At 51.2% G+C, this 20176-nt stretch carries 16 protein-coding genes and 2 tRNA genes; 7 read left to right on the forward strand and 11 right to left on the reverse strand.

Annotation, left to right across the window (positions count from 1 at the left end):
- The first annotated feature begins 111 nt into the window (after positions 1 to 111).
- On the forward strand, positions 112 to 1044 hold the full coding sequence (lipA, locus tag C3F13_03650) for a lipoyl synthase (GenBank protein ID PWB55776.1): 933 nt from the start codon (positions 112 to 114) through the stop codon (positions 1042 to 1044).
- A gap of 8 nt (positions 1045 to 1052) precedes the next feature.
- Here lipA and C3F13_03655 read toward each other — a convergent pair whose 3' ends face one another.
- From C3F13_03655 to C3F13_03665, 3 genes are read right to left on the reverse strand one after another with little or no spacing between them, the layout of a single operon-like run.
- The gene (locus C3F13_03655; GenBank protein PWB55777.1) at positions 1053 to 1547 is read right to left on the reverse strand and encodes a hypothetical protein; all 495 of its coding nucleotides are present in this window, start codon (positions 1545 to 1547) and stop codon (positions 1053 to 1055) included.
- Positions 1547 to 2323, reverse strand: a complete 777-nt coding sequence (locus tag C3F13_03660) for a hypothetical protein (protein ID PWB55778.1) — start codon at positions 2321 to 2323, stop codon at positions 1547 to 1549. Before C3F13_03660 ends, C3F13_03655 begins: the two co-directional genes overlap by 1 nt.
- A gap of 39 nt (positions 2324 to 2362) precedes the next feature.
- Complete coding sequence (locus tag C3F13_03665) at positions 2363 to 3262, reverse strand: quinate 5-dehydrogenase (GenBank protein ID PWB55779.1); 900 nt, start codon at positions 3260 to 3262, stop codon at positions 2363 to 2365.
- Between the two features lie 255 nt (positions 3263 to 3517).
- Between C3F13_03665 and C3F13_03670 the strand changes: the two genes are divergently transcribed.
- Complete coding sequence (locus C3F13_03670; GenBank protein ID PWB55780.1) at positions 3518 to 4444, forward strand: branched chain amino acid aminotransferase; 927 nt, start codon at positions 3518 to 3520, stop codon at positions 4442 to 4444.
- A gap of 620 nt (positions 4445 to 5064) precedes the next feature.
- Here the strand turns inward: C3F13_03670 and C3F13_03675 are convergent.
- The 4 genes from C3F13_03675 to C3F13_03690 form a co-directional block, all read right to left on the reverse strand.
- The gene (locus C3F13_03675) at positions 5065 to 5613 is read right to left on the reverse strand and encodes a YfcE family phosphodiesterase (protein PWB55781.1); all 549 of its coding nucleotides are present in this window, start codon (positions 5611 to 5613) and stop codon (positions 5065 to 5067) included.
- Positions 5610 to 6968: a hypothetical protein gene (locus tag C3F13_03680; GenBank protein PWB55782.1), complete on the reverse strand. Its 1359-nt coding sequence runs from the start codon at positions 6966 to 6968 to the stop codon at positions 5610 to 5612. The genes C3F13_03675 and C3F13_03680 overlap by 4 nt, the downstream gene beginning before the upstream one ends.
- Before the next feature lie 71 nt (positions 6969 to 7039).
- A complete protein-coding gene (gene msrA, locus C3F13_03685) occupies positions 7040 to 7597 on the reverse strand; it encodes a peptide-methionine (S)-S-oxide reductase (GenBank protein PWB55783.1) in 558 nt (185 codons plus the stop codon).
- 330 nt (positions 7598 to 7927) lie between these two features.
- Entirely contained in the window at positions 7928 to 8911 is a 984-nt protein-coding gene (locus C3F13_03690; GenBank protein PWB55784.1) for a cation transporter, read from the reverse strand.
- A 206-nt stretch (positions 8912 to 9117) separates the two neighbouring features.
- On the opposite strand from C3F13_03690, the gene panB reads away from it, so the two are divergent.
- From panB to C3F13_03710, 4 genes are all read left to right on the forward strand, one after another.
- On the forward strand, positions 9118 to 9969 hold the full coding sequence (gene panB / locus C3F13_03695) for a 3-methyl-2-oxobutanoate hydroxymethyltransferase (protein ID PWB55785.1): 852 nt from the start codon (positions 9118 to 9120) through the stop codon (positions 9967 to 9969).
- 38 nt (positions 9970 to 10007) lie between these two features.
- Positions 10008 to 11219 (forward strand): aspartate aminotransferase, encoded by a 1212-nt coding sequence (locus C3F13_03700; protein PWB55858.1) that lies wholly within the window; start codon positions 10008 to 10010, stop codon positions 11217 to 11219.
- Between the two features lie 505 nt (positions 11220 to 11724).
- Entirely contained in the window at positions 11725 to 12672 is a 948-nt protein-coding gene (locus tag C3F13_03705; GenBank protein PWB55786.1) for an EamA family transporter, read from the forward strand.
- Positions 12673 to 13002: 330 nt separating this feature from the next.
- Positions 13003 to 13077: transfer RNA gene (locus C3F13_03710), tRNA-Gly, on the forward strand.
- 312 nt (positions 13078 to 13389) lie between these two features.
- Here C3F13_03710 and C3F13_03715 read toward each other — a convergent pair.
- Both C3F13_03715 and C3F13_03720 read right to left on the reverse strand, forming a co-directional pair.
- Positions 13390 to 13992, reverse strand: a complete 603-nt coding sequence (locus C3F13_03715) for an SAM-dependent methyltransferase (GenBank protein ID PWB55787.1) — start codon at positions 13990 to 13992, stop codon at positions 13390 to 13392.
- A 92-nt stretch (positions 13993 to 14084) separates the two neighbouring features.
- Positions 14085 to 15392: a hypothetical protein gene (locus C3F13_03720; GenBank protein PWB55788.1), complete on the reverse strand. Its 1308-nt coding sequence runs from the start codon at positions 15390 to 15392 to the stop codon at positions 14085 to 14087.
- Positions 15393 to 15756: 364 nt separating this feature from the next.
- Here C3F13_03720 and C3F13_03725 point away from each other — a divergent pair.
- A tRNA-Met gene (locus C3F13_03725) sits at positions 15757 to 15831 on the forward strand.
- A gap of 418 nt (positions 15832 to 16249) precedes the next feature.
- Here C3F13_03725 and C3F13_03730 read toward each other — a convergent pair.
- Both C3F13_03730 and C3F13_03735 read right to left on the reverse strand, forming a co-directional pair.
- On the reverse strand, positions 16250 to 16717 hold the full coding sequence (locus C3F13_03730) for a hypothetical protein (protein PWB55789.1): 468 nt from the start codon (positions 16715 to 16717) through the stop codon (positions 16250 to 16252).
- 262 nt (positions 16718 to 16979) lie between these two features.
- Positions 16980 to 19817: a hypothetical protein gene (locus C3F13_03735; protein PWB55790.1), complete on the reverse strand. Its 2838-nt coding sequence runs from the start codon at positions 19815 to 19817 to the stop codon at positions 16980 to 16982.
- Positions 19818 to 20176: the final 359 nt, after the last annotated feature.

Here is a 20176-nt window from a genome sequence, read left to right on the forward strand (position 1 = left end):
CTTTTGGGGTTTGATGGCGAGCTTCGCTTGCTGCAGACCCAAAGTTTATTGCTCGTTGAGCTGGTGATAGCCGCTTGAATTACCGGCCATCACTTACCAATTGGAAACATTATGTCTTTTACACCTACACGCGACCGGGTTGATCCCGAAAAAACACCCACCCCACCTCTCCGCCGACCCGACTGGATCAAGGTTCGCGCTCCTACGGGTGAGACCTATGAATGGCTGCAGGGCTTGATGAGAAAAAAAGCCTTGCACACCGTCTGTGAAGAAGCCATGTGCCCCAATCTTGGCGAATGCTGGGGTTCTGGCACGGCTACCTTCCTTATGCTAGGTGATGTCTGCACCCGTACCTGCGGGTTTTGCGATATTAAGCACGGCCAGCCCAGTCCACTGGATTGGCTTGAGCCTGAGCGCGTGGCCCAGGCTGTGAAAGCCATGCAGCTTAAGCATGCCGTGATCACCAGCGTCAACCGCGATGACCGCAAGGATGGCGGTGCGCCAATTTTCGCCATGGTAATTCGCCGTATCCGCCAAATTTACCCGGGTTGCTCCATTGAAGTCTTGATCCCTGATTTCAAGGGCTCGCTTGAAGCCTTACAAATCGTCATGGCTGCCCGTCCTGAGATCCTCAACCACAACGTGGAGACTGTCCCCCGATTATTTAAAGCGGTCCAACCTCAAGATCACTTCGAATGGGCTGCTGCCACCCTCACCAACGCTAAAAGACTCGACCCCGAAGTCCTGACCAAGTCTGGCATCATGGTGGGTTTGGGCGAAACGATGGATGAGATCAAGGAGGTCATGCGCCACCAGCGTCGCTGGGGAGTTGATATCCTGACTGTCGGCCAGTACCTGCAGCCTAGCAAGAAGCATCTGCCCATCGAGCGCTACTATACCCTGGAGGAATTCAACGAGATTAAGCAATTTGGTTTGAGCATCGGCTTTCAATGGGTGGAAAGTGGCCCACTGGTCAGATCTTCCTACCATGCCGCTGAGCAGGTACGTACGCTTAGCATTGTCCACCGAAAATTATACGGATAGCCTGCTGTTCAAACAACGAGCAGGACCAAACCACCCATAACGATACCCAGGATCATCCCTGCCACCACATCCGATAGGTAATGCACCCCCATGGCAACCCGCGCCAGTCCAACGAGCGGAGCCCAGATGATTAATACCAATCCCAGCCAGAGTGGTCCCAACCCGAGCATGACCACAGCCAGCATCATCGACCGCACCGCATGTCCAGATGGGAACGAGTGCGGGTCGGTGCTGCGGTAAAATTTCCCCCATTCACCTTGCGGGCGGCTGCGCCTTACAGTGAATTTTATGATAAAAACCACCCCGGCAGTGATCAGGATTGATATGATCAGCACCAGGGCCAGGTGTTTCCAGTACTCACTCCCCCATAGCCATACGGCAGCTAACCCGGCTAGCCAGAACCATGAATCACCCGAATGTGCCAGGATGACTGCCAGCGTGCGTAGCGGACCGGGCTTTTCTGCAATACGCAAGCGCTCGGACAGGCGGGAGTCCAGTTCCATCAATATTTCTCTCGCTTCAACAGGTCTGCCTTCATCAGTTCAAGCTGGACTGGTTTATCCACGTCCATGCCCACCTCAGCATATGGGCAAATAACCACCGCACCCGTCATATGTAGCCGAGCAGTTGCCTTCTCCAGCGCTTGCTCGAGTGTGATAATCCCCAGCAGTGCCAGCAACAGGGTATCAATGCCGATGATGGCGGCTTGCTTGATCGGGTTCTTACGTGCCGCCACCAGCCTCTCCCATATTTCCGGATTGGCCGAGACCACCGAAGTATGGAGCACATTCATGTCTCCGGTGCATATCTGCATGCCCTTAAAGCGGGTGAAAGTGCGCTTTGAACCGGGATAGCGGGCTTCCATGACCTCCCGTCTGACCACGTTGTAGCACAGGTCTACATCCTTAGGCAAACCCGTGTCAATCTCCCAATCAACCATCTCGCTGGTGATGGCAGGGATATCTGATGAAGCCAGTAGCACGTGTGTGGCAGTCGAATTGATCTCCAAGACTTTTTTAATCCCGGCGATGATATTCTCGATCATGCTGGCCTGGTTGGGGATGTATGTTAAAGGTTTACGGCAGCTCACCCCGCTGTCTTCGGTTAATCCGATCACCACCACATTTTCTACCTGTCTTGCCTCACCCAGGGCATCTAGCACCCATTGGACCATTGGTTTTCCATTAATATCCAACAAAGCTTTGGGTTTCCCTTGTGTATAAGGATATAACAGCTCATCAGGTTGCGGGATACCGCCCGCAGTCACTATCGCGTCCATCCATTACCTCCAGCTGATCTGCATCCAGCTAACTTAGAATCAATTTAATTCCTGAAGCTGAGGCTGAAATCCCAGTTGTCCAAGCATCTCTCGTAGCTCATCGCCTGTCAGCTTGCGTCCTTTTCCAGCCACGGCGATCATCGCTGCTTCCATCATATTTGTGCCGAACGATCGCCCATCCAACACAGGGGTGGATGTGACCAGGTATTTTATGCCCACTTGCCGGAACAGCGCCACATCCTCGGGCGTGGTCGTATTGGTCGCGATCACTTTGCCCTCCAGCCGATCGGGCATGTGGCCTTTCACATAGTGGCAATCCCCAGCGATCACCGTCGCCCATTGGTAATATTTCTCAAATTTCGGGGTGCGTACTTCCTGTTTCTCTCCCGTCGGGTAGACCAACTCAAATGGCAGCCTGCCGAAGATCGGTAGCATCAGGGCTGCTAACGTTTTAAGCTGGCTGAGCTTATGCAGGGGGATTGGTACCCCCAGGGCAAACATCAGGTCACCGAAAACGCAATCATACCCCGCAGCAACAAAGGATGTAGCTACATCCCACCGGTCCACACCGACCGTGACCATGGCCTTTTTTTCCTTGATGTAGCTTCCCAGGTTATCCTCCAGAAATTGCCCGATTTGGCTTTCCAGGCACGTGCGCAAGCCCCCACCGTCTACAAAGGGGGTCTGTTTTATGAAACGGACCATCGGTTGAATAGAATACAGGGGGTAATAGCGCCTTCCAACCGTCAAACCCAGGTCGGTGCCACCCACACCGAAGGCATCCACTTTTCCATCCAGCTCACGGTATATTTGGGCAGCTTTTTCCATCGATCCATCGGTTCCAATGCGTTCAATGCTCACCTTTTCACCCAGCAGGTCAATTTCCACTGCTTTGTCACGCTTCGAAGAACCGATACTGATGCTGACTGCACGTTTCATGATCTTTTTCCTGTCAATTTACCCTATCTTTGTAAGAGTATACTCGGGGCTCATCATTATTCTTAACCCCAATACACTAATTCGATGCTTGACCCATCCTGTAAGCAGATAATTAATACCTGAATCGCGCTTCTCATCAAAAATTAAACAGCATTCGATACAGCATTCAGGTTGAAAAGGTTATAATTCTATCATCGGTGACCAGGTTGTAAATGTCGTACACCTATAATACCATTCAATCTGGAGGAAAATTCTGTGGCACTTCCCAAGCATGCGTACTTTAAAGGCAAAATTGTACCTTATTCTGATGCAAAAGTCGGTGTCTTAACCCATGCGTTGAATTATGGAACGGCTGCTTTTGGAGGCTTGCGTGCCTACTGGAATGACCAGGAGAAGCAGCTATACATCTTCCGTCCGAAAGATCACTACAAGCGTTTCCTCAACTCAGCCAAGCTTCTCTGTATGCAGCTTGACCATACTCCAGAAAGTCTCACCCAGGCGACTGTTGATTTACTGCGCGTAGATGGCTATCAACAGGACATCTATATCCGCCCGCTGGCATATAAGTCCGATGAAGCGATTGGGGTAAAGCTGCACGGTCTGCATGAGGAGCTTTCAATCTGTGCCATTCCATTCGATAAGTACCTCGACGATGATACCAATGCCCATGTCACGATCTCATCCTGGCGGCGTGTGGATGACAACATCATCCCAGCGCGGGGTAAGATTTCTGGTGCCTACGCCAACTCGGCTTTCATAAAAACTGATGCGGTCAGGGCAGGCTTTGACGAAGCCCTGGTGCTCACCCAGGAAGGGCATATCTCGGAAGGCAGTGCAATGAACTTCTTCATGATCCGCGATGGTGTGCTGGTCACCCCTCCGGTGACTGAAAACATTCTAGAAGGTATCAGCCGCCGCAGCGTGATCGAGCTGGCTCGCGAGGAGCTGAATATGAACGTAGTCGAACGCCCGGTGGATCGCACCGAGGTCTACCTGTGCGATGAGCTTTTCATGACCGGTACAGCTGCCCAGGTGACTGCTGTGACCAGGGTAGACTACCGCCCGGTGGGTGACGGAAATATGGGCCCGATCACGGCCAGGTTATATAACCTCTATCAGGACATCTTACGTGGCCGCGTGCAGAAATACCATCACTGGCTCACACCCGTATACGATAAATGATCTGAACGATCGAGCAATATTGTTAAGGCGCAAGGCTTCCGTCCTGCTCATTAGTTTTTGACAGATTACTTCTTACATTACTCCGGTTTTTAACTGTAGAGGCGAAGGAGAGAGTTTTTTCAACAATCATTCTGGAACAACTCCTTCGCCTACCATCGTTTCCACACACCATACGCTAAAATCCATCCCGCTTGGTCAACCCGTAGGGGCGAAGGGGAGGATTTTTTCAACAGCCATCCAGAAACTACCCATTCGCCTTTTTTTCACTCTTAGCACGATAAGCTGCTTTCATCCAGCCTGATCTATATGTAGTGGCGAAGGAGAGAGTTTTTTCAACAACCGTTCTGGAACGACTCCTTCGCCCATTCTCGCGCCTCTGCGATATACATATCAATCCCTCAATCTCCACAAGCAGACAACTATTTTTCTCCTCCCCTAAATTTCGTTCTGTGAAATTTGGGGGAGGCGGGGTCACCTGCACGTTCTTTGTGCGGAGGGGGTGTTATTTGATCACTTGCCAGCACGTACTTATCACCCACGAAATCGTGGTCATGATTTTTGCCGAATGCTTCCGTTATCCAGTGGTGCTGTCCTGATTACTATTGATCATCCTGGATCTTTCACCCCAGCTCAATGATCTCTCCCACCGGGTCTTTCCCCGGCTCGAGATGCAGTAATCCATATGTTGGTGTTGATCCCCTTGGCCATGGGTAGCAGGTGGAGCCAGGATTGAACAATAATTTCCCCTCCAGGTGCAGGCTGCAGGGCACATGCAAATGCCCGAAGACAATCACATCCATCTCAGCGAAAGCCCTTAACACGCGCTTCAAGTAGCGTCCCACCAACCTGCCGTGGATAGAGCGGTGAATTTTATCCACCGTGTAGCGGGTGAAGCTCCCATGCCCGTGGGCCAAACCGATCTTGATTCCCTCATACTCAAGCTGCATATGTAAGGGTAATTTCATCAGGTAAAAAATATCCCGGTTACCGCGCACGGCATGCACAGGTGCGATCTGGCTTAGCTCATCCAATACTCTCGGTACTGAGACGTCACCTGCATGCAAGATTGCCGTCACACCCACACGCTTGAAGGTTTGAAGGATTCGCCCATCGAGCTCAGCCACCCGGTCAGGGATGTGTGTGTCAGCCAGCACTCCAAGCGTGGTCATGAAATCGGCCAGACGTCCGACGGCTGGCGCGGGAACAGGCTGTCCAGCAATACCTGTATCTCGTTCCCGTCAGTCCAGCAGTCAACAAAGCTGGTCTTCAGCATCTCCAGGCTGCGATACCCGAACAGCAACTGCAGGAAGGTGTGCGGTGGGAAACCTGCCTCACCTGAATGTCCATAAGGTGTGGGCTTCCACGGCGCGATGGTTGAGAGCTTCCCTTGCTCAAAAACCAGTCTCACGCCATCCTGGTAAAAGGTCAGCCTGACTTCCCCCGAAAAACCCGTTGCGGGCGAACCTGCCAGGCGCTCTTCCAGGACCGGTGATATTTGTCGCAGAAACGCCACGGTGTCGGGTAGCCGCAGGTACCATGCATACGGTTTCCGGATACGTGGCAATCGGTCGGAGATGGTGTGATAAACCGGATGATCTTCCCCCAGCCAAAAACCAAACCCACCGAATGGTTTTTTCTCCCCATGGTCCGGCTGAAGCTGCTGATAAATTGCCTCCAGGTAGCGTATCACGGCATGGGTTACCTCCATCCATGAAGTACCCGGCTTGACCTCATACCACTGCACTGCCATCATCTCCCCCCACGTAAACGCTGGATGAGTGATAAAACCGCATGGAGTACCATTCGCAGATTCAATGATGCGTACTTCCACGCGGTTCACATTTTTCTCGCTCTTGCCGCTCAGCTCATAGCGCCACAACGCTTCATCCCATTCACTGGCTACCAGCGAGCGCTTGCAACCCAGCTTATAGAGCTGGGTCAGGAAGGGAACGTCATCTTCGACCGCCGGTCTGAATCGATAAGCTTCGGCTTCACCATCCTTCAACCTGGGGATGAGCACCGGGTAGCCCACACGCCCGCCATGCAGGTTCATCGCCATCTCATAACCGAATATCCGGTAATAATAGGGGATGCCGGTGATTGCCTGCAGCAGGTCACCGTTCCCATCACTCCATTGGTGTACTACCTCAAACTGCTTCCGTACCAGGCCGCGGTTGCGATACTCAGGCAGGGTTCCCACCAGCTCGGGCCGGCCCACCTTGATGGGTATTCCCGCATAAGTCCAAGTCTGCGGGATCAGGTTCATGGCGGAGACGATTTTTCCGCTCCGAGTCTCCTCAATGATGGTGAAATCGCTGGCTTTGAATGTAGGGTGTGGTCTGGCCATCAGGTCATACGTCCATGCCCAGACCTTCTCGTCCGGGTTGTCGGGTCCTGCATCCGAATGCACCTTGGCATTGAAATCTGCCAGGGCTTCGGCGTCCTTGGCTGTCGAACGCCGCAGGATTAGCCCCTCCCCTAAATGAATTGGTAGTTCCGTAGTGTTTTGTGGCAGTATGCTCATGGTGATCTCCCGGTCGATGTGCTGAACCAGACAAGTCTATCACCAACCTGCCCCCTATGGCAAACGGCTCATCATCGTTTCAGTTTTTCCAGGTACTTATTCCGGAATTTAGCCACCTTTGGGGCGACGACTGCCATGCAGTAGCCCTGGTATGGATTGCGTTTGAAGTATTCCTGGTGGTATTCTTCTGCCGGGTAGAAGCTGCTGAACGGCTCTAGCTCTGTCACGATGGGCTTGGAAAATAGCTTTTGGGTTTCCAGTTCCTGAATGACCTGCTCAGCGATGGTTTTCTGTTCGATATCATGGTAAAAAATGGCTGAGCGGTATTGTGTCCCCACGTCCGCACCCTGTCGGTTTTGGCTGGTTGGGTCATGGATGCTGAAGAACACTTCCAGCACCTCGCGGTAGCTGATTACCGTCGGGTCAAACGTTACCTGCACCGTCTCGGCATGTCCGGTCGCCTCTGTACACACTGCTTCATAGGAAGGGTTGGCTATCTTCCCGCCCGAATATCCCGAAACCACATCCACCACACCCTTCAGTTCGTCGTAAACCGCTTCAAGGCACCAGAAACACCCACCTGCCAGAGTGGCTACTTCTAATGTTTTATCTTTTCCGTTATCTGACATATCTCACCTCTTATATACAGACATATTATATCGGATATATCCTGATATCCGCTTCGCAATTTCTGTAGGGACGCAATCATTGCCTCACTGTTAATCAATATCGCACCAATAATTGACTCCATCCGTCCTGACTTCGCCCGTACGGGCGAAGTGGAGGGCTTTCAAGAACGATCATCTCTCTTCTTCCCCATCACACTTCAAGGGATTGTAATGATGCAAGGCTTGCGCCTGGATTTATTTAAATCGAAGGGGTTGCTCCACTGACTTTTGAGCAACCCCTGTATCTGTTTCTATTGGCTTACCATTCGAAAAAACGAACCCGTCATCCCCTCAATCCATACACATGTGTACTTCCATCGTGGCATGCACAACCCCAGTATCTTTGGGAATCAAGGCTTTATAGGTATCGGGGCTCTCCGGATATTTCGTTACCACACCGATTGCCGACGAGTATATCCCCGGGCCTATCGACCAGATATGCAGGTCGCTTACCCGGGTATCCTTGTAGCTCTCCAGGCTGGTGACGATCTTTCGTTGGACTTCGATGGGAATCTGGTAATCCAGCAAGACCTTGAATGTTACTCGGATCAATCCGATCGACCAGCGGACCACCAGGATAGCCCCGACCACGCCCATCAGCGGATCCATCCAGGTTAACTTCAGATACTTGGCTCCCAGTAGCGCCACGATTGCCAGGACGGATGTCATTGCATCCGTAAGCACGTGCAGGTAGGCAGCCTTGAGGTTGTGGTCCGCTCCATGGTAATGGGCATGATGCCCATGTTCTTCTTCATGCGGGTGCCCATGTTCCTCTTCATGCTGGTGTTCATGTTCTTCTTCATGCCCATGCGTGTGACCGTGCTCACCCAGGATGACCATGCTGATGCCGTTAACCACCAGGCCAATCACCGCCACCAGAATAGCCTGGTTATATTCAATCTTTACCGGGTTAATAAACCTGAGTATGCTCTCGTATCCCATGTATAGGGCAATGACGATCAGGAACAGTGCGCTCGAGTAGCCAGCCAGGGCGTTCACTTTTCCCGTCCCAAAGCTAAACAACTGGCTTCTTGCTCGCCTGCGGGCGTAGATATATGCCCCAAAGGTGATCCCTAAACCAACCATGTGCGAGCCCATGTGGATCCCATCCGCAAATAACGCCATCGATCCAAATAATAAGCCGGCCGCAATTTCCACGACCATCATCAATGCAGTGATGATGATCACGACTAACGAACGCTTCTCTCCAGAACGGACCTTGTCCTGGTCAAAGACGTGAGTGTGCTGCCATTGAGCAACCGATTCAGTATGCATCCTAGTATCCTGATCCAAGGTATAAAACAAAAAATTTCATTAAGCTTGACTTTGAATTGTAACTCATGGCAAGACTATCTGGGAAGGGCGGCCATCTTGGTTCACCGGCACTTATGGATCCAACTGCCGATTGGATTTTACAGCACCGTGCCATCCGCATATAATTAGCTCATCCATCCTGAGACAACTTTGAACGGAGGAATCTAATGACCGATCGAAAAAAAGTAACCCTGCCTTATTTATTCGACAAGGTGGCCAACCACGAGCCGATCACCTGGCTTACCTGCTATGATTACCCGACTGCCTACTTAATGGAACAGGCGGGCCTGGACATGCTCCTGGTTGGCGACAGCCTCGCCATGACCATGCTGGGCTATGAGACTACCTTACCCGCTACCATGGATGACATGATTCGGCACTCAGCCGCCGTGCGACGCGGTGCCCCCAGTGTGTTCATCGTCGGCGATATGCCATACATGAGCTACCAGCCCAGTGTTGAAACCGCCATCCGTAATGCCGGCCGGTTTATGGCCGAAGCAGGCTGTGATTCCATCAAGCTAGAGGGCGGTTTCGAGATGGCCGATCGTATTCGCGGCATTGTCAATTCGGGCATTCCAGCCATTGGCCACCTCGGTCTCACCCCTCAGAGCGCCTCTGCCTTGGGTGGTCATAAAGTGCAGGGAAAGGCCGCCAAGTCAGCCAAGAAGATCATCGATTCCGCCAAAGCACTCGAGCAAGCTGGTGCCTTTGCCATCCTGCTTGAGATGGTCCCCGACCGGATATGCAAGATCATCACTGAGCGGGCGGAGAACTGCATCATCCTCAGCTTAGGCTCCGGTCCCGATGCGCACGGGCAGCTGTTAATCTACCACGATATGTTCGGCCTCTACCCACGTTTCAAACCGCGCATGGCCAAGGTTTTTGGTAACGCTGGCGAGGTGATCTTGAACGGCCTCAAGCAGTACGTATCAGAAGTTTCCGACAAGACCTTCCCCCAACCCGAAAACTGGTTCAATATGAAGGATGAGGAGTACGACGAGCTGATGGGCATGTTATGAGCGAAGCCTATGGCGCAGCCAATGGCAATGCCAGCGGTATGGTAGTTAACCCTGCTTCTGGCGGTACCAATGGAAGTGCGGGTAGATTCGCCTCCCGCACCACCCACTTGAAGCCTGAAGGCGCTTACCAGGTGCTGGCGCGTGCCCAGGAGCTTGAAGCCCAGGGGAAGAGAATCATCCACCTGGAGATCGGCCAGCCGGATTTTGAGACCTTTGATCACATCCGGCTGGCAGGCAAGCTCGCCATCGACGCAGGACAGACCCGCTATACCCCTCCTGCCGGGATGAAAGCTCTCCGTGAGGTGATCGCCGAAGATGCTGGTCGGCGGCATAATCTCCATATCCACCCAGACCAGGTAGTCGTCAGCCCGGGTGCCAAGCCCAATCTCTTCTTCCCCACCCTTGCTCTCATTGAGCCGGGTGATGAGGTGCTCTATCCCAACCCCGGCTTCCCGACGTACGAAGCCATGATCAAAGTTGCCGGTGGCGTGCCCATCCCCGTGCCCTTGCTGGAGGGGAATAACTTCTCATTCGACCTGGCAGCTTTCCATAAACTATTAAGCCCACGCACCAGGCTGGTCATCCTGAACTCACCCGCCAACCCCACAGGCGGGGTGATGCCGCTTTCCGACCTTCAGGAGATCGCCCGGGCAGCCGAGCAGCACGACTTCTGGGTGATATCTGATGAGATTTACATGCGCCTGGTGTATGATGGCTTGGACGCTCCGTCCATCGCCAGCCTGCCCGGTATGCAGTCGCGTACCATAATTGTCGATGGCTTTTCAAAGACATACGCCATGACTGGCTGGCGCCTGGGCTACGGCATCATGCCAAAGGAGCTCGCCCAGGCAGTTCAGCTATTGCTCACCCATTCAGTGGGCTGCACCGCTCAGTTTACTCAACTGGCAGGTATTGCCGCACTCTCCGGCCCTCAGGATGAAGTGAACGCCATGCTCAGCCAATATCAGCTGCGGCGCGATCTCCTCGTGGATGGCTTGAACCGTATCCCCGGCATCATCTGCCGGCGCCCGCAGGGTGCTTTTTATGTCTTTCCAAACATTAAAGCTTTGGGCAAGTCCTCATCTGAGCTGGCCAACCACCTGCTTGAGCATGCCGGTGTAGCCGCCCTGGCCGGCTCGGATTTTGGTAGCTACGGAGAAGGCTACCTCCGCTTGACCTATTCCTGCTCCATCGAGACGATCCACGAGGCAGTCGAGCTTATTGCCAGGGCAGTAAGCAGCTTGGTGTAGGTCTGGTAAATCAATTAGATAGGGACCTCATTAGTCAATTAACTCTTCACTACGATCACTCATCCCCCCTCGCCGGGGTACTTCCAGAACCCTGCCTTCACAGGTCGCACCTTCCCCCTGGATGGCTACACCACCGACGTTCCCCTCTGGACGGACGACTACAGCAACTTATTCCGCATATTGAGATAAATCAGGTCAGTACGTCTTGCCTATCCAGGTAAGAATCCGGTATCCCCATCTTCCATCAACTATTCAACGCGGATTTAATCCCGCTTTGACATTTCCTTTCTACGCAGTCAGGTGGGTTATATTAATCAATATATATTTATCATCAATTTATTAGAGATATCGGTGGTGTTGTTAGGTGAGATTGAGTCATATTTGAATTCCAAGTCCAATAATAATATGGTATAATTAAGGTCTGTTTTATCGTAATACCATGGGGTAATTAGGTTTTTACATTTATACATCAACATAAAACTTCTCATGCTCGAAGGAGCAGGCTATGTCCAATAAATCACCCGATCGGCGCACCCTTGTGGCATTTTTATTAGCTGTATTTTTCGCCGGCATTAACGGGATTGCAGTTCGGTTTAGTAATGCTGAGCTACCCCCGTTTTTTGGAGCTGGTGCTCGATTTTTTCTGGCTTCAGTTATTCTTTTTGGTATTGTCCTGGCCAGGCGTTTGCCGCTGCCCCGCGGGCGCAGCTTATTCGGGGTGATTATTTACGGGATATTAGGTACAGGTTTCAACTATGCATTCCTCTACTGGGCATTGGAATACCTCCCAGCAGGATTGTCAGTCACCATCCTGGCTCTCACCCCTCTCCTAACCTTTCTGTTTGCCTGGGCACATCGCCAGGAGGCTTTCCGTTGGAAAGTGCCTATCGGCTCGCTGCTCGCCCTGGCTGGAATTTTGATCATAACCTTCAATCAGCTGAGCACACATACAGCCTTGCTCCCTATCCTGGCAGTGATCCTTGCCGCGGCCTGTTTCGCTGAATCAACCGTCATCATCAAGAATTATCCCCAGGCCCATCCCGTCACAACCAGCGCCGTATCGCTCCTGGTAGGTTCGATCTTGCTGCTTATCTTTTCAGCTATCTGGGGAGAAAAGCTTGTTTTACCCACCCTACTAGCCACCTGGGCGTCTTTTGTGTATCTCATAATTTTTGGTTCGGTGATCACATTCATCCTCATCCTCTATGTCATCCAACACTGGACGGCTTCGGCTAGCTCATACTTATTCGTGCTCATGCCGATCGTCACCATCACCGTGGGTACCTGGCTAGCTCACGAGAGCATAACACTTTCGTTATTGCTCGGTGGGTTGCTCGTCCTTTTTGGTGCATACATTGGAGGAATTGCTAAACCTGAACAGCTACACCTTTTTTATGCTAGATTACGCACAAAGTTCAAACCGCAAGTGCCAGAATGCTGCCCTGAAACATAAGCTGAGCTCAGCTGTTGTTTAACAGCTGACAGCCAATCGTAGTCAAGGTTTTTGGCGCATCGAATCATCGTCCTCAAGCAGGGATTGATGGCACGGTAAAAGCTTATGCGCTGATCCAGTCGCGGTCAATCGGTCAGGCATCACCCTTCCATGCGATCTAGAGTTCTATGCATCCTTCACACCCCATTCTGATCTAAAACAGGCTACAACAATTCTCATCCCCAGGGCAGATCCAAGCAAATCCTATATCCTCGATCATGATCAAGCCCGTGATGAGCTTCCAACGGGATTGTGGTTGTGTAATCTATGATAAAATTATGCCGCTAAAACGCGGGCGTGGCCAAGTGGTAAGGCATCAGCCTTCCAAGCTGATATTCGCGGGTCCGAATCCCGTCGCCCGCTCTAAACAGAAACCGCAGCAACACTAGCCACAGATACACCGAAAGCTAATACTCTTGGAACAAGAGAGATACAAGCCCTTAGTGCTCCTGATGTGCACCAGAAGTATTTGCCTTTGCTACACTCAAAAGCAATGGGGTTTATTTTAAGCGGGATAACAAGTAGCAAGTTGGATTAGCAACCGGAGTAGAAAGCACAAGCCCTCTAGGGCCGAACGTCTACGAGCGCCCTAAGGGCTCGGGTGAGGCAGTTTAGGGTGGTCTCCTTGCTCAGGTGGGTATCGGATAAAGAATCACGATACGCAGCCCAACCTGTTGCTCACATTTTTCTAGCAATATACTCAATCTCTGCTCGTCTTCGCAGCTTACCTTCCCAAAGCTTATCCTGAATACGCTTCTCCTTCCGGACGATCACGTATGGCTCAAAATAGATATCCGCCTCATCATCCTCAAAATGCGCAAATGCTTCGCTTTTCAATAATTCAAGTGCCGGTGATGTCTTGCAAAAAGGCTCCCAGGTTTCAGCGTCATCCACCGAGATAAAATTCACGTAGCACAATCCATTTCTCTTTAGCACTCTCGTGATCTCGCTCATCGCGATGGCGATATCTGGTTTGGTCATGAAATCGATGGCATTGAAGGAGTAGATGAAACTGAACTCGGCACTTGGGAATGGGATGCTGCGCATATCCCCACGGATGATACCCAGTGGCATGTTGTTCTCTGCACTAAATCTTTGCGCGTCTTCTATGGGCTTCTCTGCGATTTCGATGCCGAAAGTCTGATAGCCGTATTGATAGAAGAGGGAGAGTGGCGGTTCCGATCCACCTGCTCCACAATCGAGTACGGTTTTACTCAGCGAACTCGCATTACATTGTCTCAAGAACTCATATAGGGGAGTTGCCCAGATTACATCCTTCATCAGGACTCTCTTTCGCTTGCATCTTGATACCCCAAACAGGTTAGATGGGGGCCGCAACCTGTTGCTGGCATATCATTTCCAGTTAATCGTCTTTATTGACATGCTGTTAGATTTATTGGTGCTTGACCTTCTTTGATTGCGCTACCCAGCGACCCGCCGATTAACATCCATACCACCACCCCTGTCAGGGTATATACAATCCAATCGATTGGTATGCGGTAGCGCGGCTCATAGGCGAGAATATAATAGATCAACGGGTAGGTAGCTAATGGAATCAATAAAGCTGCTCGCTGTGGGATTCTTATCCTTGGAAGTGCCAGGCATGCCCCAATGAGTGCCAAAACCGTCAGCTTAAAGACATCCAGGAAATATTTCATCCAGTAAGGTGGTCCGATCCATAGGTTGATAAACCGTTGGCCTGTAAGCCAGAGGAATCTCGCTGGATGGGCCTTGATCCATGTCAGCGCTTCATCCCTCGCCTGGTGCATATATTCCATTTCGCCTAATTCAAGTAGTCTTTGGGCTTCCTGAAAGCTCGCCCGCGGGTGTAGATAGGGAAAACGGATGGCATCCATCTCCGCAAACGTAGGTAGCGCCTTATCGTTATTCCCCATGCGCAGTTCAAGCCCCAGGTTGCTGCGGATAAAAAACACTTCGTGGAAAACCTGATAGTTCCTTATCCCCCAGGGCAAGCACGCCATGACTACCCCGATCGTTAATACACCAACCCTCACCCATTTACCTGGGTTCTTGAGCCACACCAGTTCGAACACCATAAATCCCAGGATCACCGGCAGCAATGCTGGCTGTAGATGTAAGGCGAGTCCAATGCCTAGCCCAAGTAGAAGAGAACGAAGCCAATGCTCATTTTGTCCCTTCCATCTTCGTAAGAAAGCCACCATCAGCAACCCCAGGATGATCCCGGTTAAATATTCCCCATGTCCGGGCAATTTCGCCGCGATCGTTTTTTCCAACCCACCAAACGCGCCGATCAGCCCGCCGATCATGCCTGCGACACCTCCTGTGCCAAGCCGCTCAGAGAACCAGGGGAGCAACCCATATAAGACAGAGGCAGTGAACAGAATGAATAAAGCGCTCACAGAGCCTGCCTGGGAGGTCAGCCCGAAGATTCGATAGATCAGGCTCTCGATCAAGGGGACGAGAGGTGGTAGATGCGCTGTGGGACCCGTAGGGATGGCATAAGGATTGGCAAATTCCCCGGTCCGCAGCAGTGAGATGGCAATCGCTCCTCTCTCACTCTCGCTGGTGGGCGCCAGATAATCGGGGTATTCTCGGGTTAGGTCGTTTAGCTGGTGGATGCGTATTGTTAAGGAAAGCAGAAAGATCAATGGAAAATATCGCCATGGATTGCCAGTGATCCACTCCAACAAGCCTCGCATCAAGCGGAGCGGCCAGAAATTCTTATATTTCTCCACTCTGATCATCCCTTATGATAGACGAATAAAATAATCAGGCAGCTACATCATTATACAATGGGACCGCACTCCACAGTTTTTCCAGTCAAAACCTGGATCCGAGAGTGCGTCAATCGATATGTAATTCAATCACCAAGATGTTTTATTATAAAATGGGATAATTCATGAAATCTTTACCCACCCTGTGTTCATGTTAGAATATAGACCTCTTTTATAACTTGTCCCAGGTCACGGTTAGGTGATCTCAGGCGTCCAGGCGGATGCCTACACCTACCAACCCCATTACCAGTTGTGTTAATTCCCCCTGGGGCAGGCTGCACCTTAACATGGGCCCATAGCTCAGCGGCAGAGCGGACGGCTCATAACCGTTTGGCCGTAGGTTCGATCCCTACTGGGCCCACCAAACTCAAAAAAACAGCTCCCTGGTTGGAGCTGTTTTTTGTTGCCGATAATCGATAAGTTTTCACGTCTTTCGATCCTGCTGGTTGAGATGGCCTATGGACAGTCTTCTCATGACAAAGCAGGTTACCATTCGCTAAGATCACGAACCTTAAAATATTCCGTTTCTTTGCTAAACCTCTTGTGGACTAGAACGTTTGTGCTATAATATATCCATTAATACTCGCAATTGCTGACATTTCAAGAAGGGCGCTAAATGAATCCGGGTTCTCCCCCACCATCCAAATGCCAATGTGGTAATCCGCTCTATGCCTCATGAATTGTTTGCTTTTGTTTTTTTTACAAAACAATTCCCCTTGAATCGAAAACCGGCTCTACCTCCCGGTCGAGCTGTTGATAATCTTGCTCAATGTAAAAATTACTTAGGCGTAGGCAGCTGCAAGCTGAACGCGCGTGGAGTTCAACCGACCCATGGCGGCTTCAGCCACACAGCGCACCATCATGCACTCCAGCCGTGGGTCCTGCGCGAAGGCTGCCTTCAAGTCTTCCACTTTAAAGCGGATCACCCGGCTGGCACCGCTGCTGCGTGCTGTGGATGTAAGCACATTAGGCTCGATCAAGGCTGAGATGCTGAAAGGTTCTCCCGGGTTTATCTCACATACAACTACCTCGCTTGTCTTGTCTGGGGCGTGGGCACTCCCCACCGGGTGGTACAGCGCCACGCTGCCCTCCACCAGGAAATACAGGCTGTCGGCTGTCTTCCCCTCCTCGATGACCACCTGGCCATCCTTCAGCTCAATTTCTTCAGCAATCATCGCCAGAGTTTTTAATTGTTCATGCCCCAGCTTGCCGAAAAATGGATACCTTCTCAACAATTCAACAGAGATCATGCTTTTTCCTCCTAGAGCGATTTTTATTAATCTTGCCCACCTCTAGCGACTTCCCATGTCTCACCACAGGGATAACTCGCTGGTAGTGCAGGCGGCAGGTTGGCATTACTACCAAACTTCGATCGAGCTCATCCGAATGTGCGAATTATAGCAGGGTTATACTGCATGTCAAAGTCATCCCCAAAACCACGGAATTTCATGCCCGCAGGCCCCAAAAAAAACACCCCGGGTTGTAGACCGGGGTGTAAGAAAGGATTTTGTCTTACTTCGCTGTGATCGGCAAGAAAAATTCGCTACCAGTAAATTTCACACGGGTAACAACTGGCGTACCATACGCAACTACACCTTCGTCACAGCTCACTGAATAATCATCATTACTGATCGATCGACCACCGGTCACTGTAACTTGGAAGGTCACTTTTGCGCTTTCACCCGTGTCTAGAACCGGAAGTATCCATTTGACCGCACCATCTACGGGCTGCCAGCCTGAGCTGGCACTCCCTTCAACGTACTCTGTATTCGCGGGTATGCTGTCGTTAATTTCCAACAAGGTTGCCATCTGCCCAAGGTTAGTCACTTGGATCTGGTATAGCAGGTTAGCACCCACCGCAACCGGGTCTGGCGTGGCGATCTTAGAGATTCGCAGCACCGGTTCATCAGTGATGTAGGCCACCGCTGTCACTACCTTATCTTGTAGGAGTGATTCATGGGTGATGGTTGCCGTATTGGTCAGCACGCCTTCGAAGAAATCATCCACCTTCACCGTAAAGGTGATGAGCTGCTCGTCCCCGTGCGCTACATCGCCCGTCCATACCAGGCTGACGATATCACTTTCCAGTGTCCCCGCGCTTGCCACGGCATTCCGCTGGTAAGTGGCATGCTCCCAGGGGAAGATATCGGTAACTTTGACATCATTCAGGTCATACGGCCCTGAGTTGACAACGTGCACAGTGTAGGTGAGCACCGTGCCGCTTCCAGGCAGAGCCCACTCTGGGGTAACCGTCTTGAACGAGTCAACCAACCCAACTTCGTGCACAGTGGTCGTGACTGGCTCACCGATGTTGGTCATTGTCCCGGTTATATTCGTCTCGTACCAGCTGGCCTGGTAATAATCGTTGACGATCAGCGTCCCACTCACCAGGTCTGGGTCAACATCCACAGCGTAAGAAAGGTCGATTGACTCTCCCGTGTGTAAGCCCTCCTCCAACACCCATTCTACGACGGTATTGTCACCTATGATCTCAGAGGTTCCGCCATTACTGATGCTCTTCTCGATCAAAGTAACGCTAGGTGGAACGGTATCGGTGATTATGGGTGGCGGAGTCAGCTCTGTCGTGTAAGCACTGTTCCACACCTGGATAGTATAGGTCATTGTTTGCCCAGGACCAATCTCGGCCGGAGCTGATTTCGTTGGAATCAGGTTGGAAAAATGGGTGATGTTACCGACCGCTGTGCCGGTGACCGGCTCGGTGACGTAATCACCCAAGGTATCGGTAACCACCACTGTAGCGGTGTAAGCGTTTCCTTGCTCACCCACAATGGTGCTTTGCGGGATGGGCGTGGTAATGGTGATCATATCACCAACCATCAGGTCTCCCATCCAAACGTAACTCCGGCAGTGCTCATAAAGTGTGCAGGTTGGGCCTTTCTCAATAGTACCCACTGGAGGTGTCACCGATAAATCACTAACTTTATTGATACTGATATTCCCAAATGTCAGCAAGGCGGTTGCATCAAAGGCATTTCCAGGGCCCAGGTTTTCGATTGTCAAGGTTGGTGTGACAATTTTGTCGCCACCTCCCGCTCCTTTGGCAAGTGGATACACGCTCGCCATGGCTTCAAAGGTCGGCCCAACGATCAGGCTGTTCACCGGGATGCCTTCTGCGCACACACCTTCTGCACTGCACACCTGATAATCACTGTTCAAGAGCGGCAGGTCTGCAATATCTCCAATAGACACGGTGAAGCTCACCTGGGCCGATTGGCGTGTATCCAGGCGTGCTATCGTCCAGCTGATGACGCCATCCTCATACTCTCCACCTCGTTGGTACTCCACGCCTGGTGGCAGTGTAAGCGTATCCGTGATTACCAGGTCAGTGGCTAAGGACCCCAGGTTGAGCACCGTCAGGGTATAGGTCATCTCACGGTTGGAACCGGGTGGATCAGGGTCCACACTCTTGGAAAGGATAAAGATTGGATCGATCACCGTGGTTGAAAAAGGTTCTCCGTAATTAATGTCTGGATCATCCCCATTCATCCAGGTCACATTATAGTAATTGTTCCCGATTACTGTTCCGCTTGAAACAGAGCTTCCTGTGATGTTCACACTGAAAGTGAACGTTGATGTCTCCTTATATTCCAGGTCAACACTGCGATTCCAAAGGACCACATCTCCATCGAGAGTGCCATCCCGCCCTGCCTCAAGAAATTCCGTGTAATCTGGGACCAGGTCTGTCACTACGATCGGGACAGGCACTTCACCTGTATCCTGCCCAACATTGGTGACAGTCAACTCATAAATCAACGGTTTATTCTTTCCCGGCAAGGCTGGCGTGGCGGTCTTGCTGATCTCAAAAACGGGATGGTCAGTAACGTTCGTTTGCGCCATGATGCTAATGGGCTCGGCGATCATCGGGTCACTGATCACAGCGGTATTGGAGATCATTCCATCAAACCCATCGGTAACAACCACACTGAAGGTGATCATGACCGAATCATCGAAGCCCACCACACCGTGCTCCCACAGGATCATCCCATCCGTATATACGGGTGTGATTGGCGAATCGGTATCGATATAACCCGTGAAAGTTGTGCTGTATGGGATGGCATCCTCCAAGGTCACATCCGTGGCAGAATAGGCACCTGTGTTGAGGATGGTCAGGCTGTAAGTCAGCACAGCCCCATCCGGCCAGGCAACCTCAGGCCTTACCACTTTAGACGAAAGGCTAAGCTTGGGGTAGCCCACAGGTGGTGGGATTGCCCCAGCCGCCATGACCTTCTCTGAGGATTTGCGAGCAAAAACGACCACAGTCGCCACCATAAGGATACCGATGACAATAACGGTGATCAATTGGATAGCTTTCTTGAATCTTGTTCTCATCTCTATCTCCTTTGCCTAACGCCAACGCTGCCAAAATGTTCAAGGATAATACAATCATGCGTGGTGGCAAAACACAAAAGACTCCACCTCCCGATGAACACCCCTCCTGTTGCAACTTTCAATCCAACTGTGACCTTTTCTGTAATTTTTCTCTTAGGATTGGTAGAATCTCTTGTGCAACAAAAACATTAATTAATTTATTACCCAATTGCAATCAAATCTGGCATTATCATATATCAAATCAATTTACAGCGTAAGATATATTGATATCATTCATCTTTTTGTATCATTTTTTGCATATTCTATAGGATTTATTCGCCCTCCGAAGTAAACGGGCCATATTATTGCAACTACAAGAG

It is taken from the genome of Anaerolineales bacterium (genome assembly GCA_003105035.1).
In the GTDB taxonomy this organism is placed as follows: Bacteria; Chloroflexota; Anaerolineae; order Anaerolineales; family UBA4823; genus FEB-25.

What these genes read in the sequence shown, in the direction of transcription:
- C3F13_03705 (PWB55786.1), top strand. Translation starts at nt 11,725, where the DNA reads ATGTCCAATAAATCACCCGATCGGCGCACCCTTGTGGCATTTTTATTA.
- panB (PWB55785.1), top strand. Translation starts at nt 9,118, where the DNA reads ATGACCGATCGAAAAAAAGTAACCCTGCCTTATTTATTCGACAAGGTG.
- C3F13_03720 (PWB55788.1), bottom strand. Translation starts at nt 15,392, where the DNA reads ATGCGAGGCTTGTTGGAGTGGATCACTGGCAATCCATGGCGATATTTT.
- msrA (PWB55783.1), bottom strand. Translation starts at nt 7,597, where the DNA reads ATGTCAGATAACGGAAAAGATAAAACATTAGAAGTAGCCACTCTGGCA.
- C3F13_03715 (PWB55787.1), bottom strand. Translation starts at nt 13,992, where the DNA reads ATGAAGGATGTAATCTGGGCAACTCCCCTATATGAGTTCTTGAGACAA.
- C3F13_03660 (PWB55778.1), bottom strand. Translation starts at nt 2,323, where the DNA reads ATGGACGCGATAGTGACTGCGGGCGGTATCCCGCAACCTGATGAGCTG.
- C3F13_03680 (PWB55782.1), bottom strand. Translation starts at nt 6,968, where the DNA reads ATGAGCATACTGCCACAAAACACTACGGAACTACCAATTCATTTAGGG.
- lipA (PWB55776.1), top strand. Translation starts at nt 112, where the DNA reads ATGTCTTTTACACCTACACGCGACCGGGTTGATCCCGAAAAAACACCC.
- C3F13_03690 (PWB55784.1), bottom strand. Translation starts at nt 8,911, where the DNA reads ATGCATACTGAATCGGTTGCTCAATGGCAGCACACTCACGTCTTTGAC.
- C3F13_03730 (PWB55789.1), bottom strand. Translation starts at nt 16,717, where the DNA reads ATGATCTCTGTTGAATTGTTGAGAAGGTATCCATTTTTCGGCAAGCTG.
- C3F13_03700 (PWB55858.1), top strand. Translation starts at nt 10,008, where the DNA reads ATGGTAGTTAACCCTGCTTCTGGCGGTACCAATGGAAGTGCGGGTAGA.
- C3F13_03675 (PWB55781.1), bottom strand. Translation starts at nt 5,613, where the DNA reads ATGACCACGCTTGGAGTGCTGGCTGACACACACATCCCTGACCGGGTG.
- C3F13_03655 (PWB55777.1), bottom strand. Translation starts at nt 1,547, where the DNA reads ATGGAACTGGACTCCCGCCTGTCCGAGCGCTTGCGTATTGCAGAAAAG.
- C3F13_03665 (PWB55779.1), bottom strand. Translation starts at nt 3,262, where the DNA reads ATGAAACGTGCAGTCAGCATCAGTATCGGTTCTTCGAAGCGTGACAAA.
- C3F13_03735 (PWB55790.1), bottom strand. Translation starts at nt 19,817, where the DNA reads ATGAGAACAAGATTCAAGAAAGCTATCCAATTGATCACCGTTATTGTC.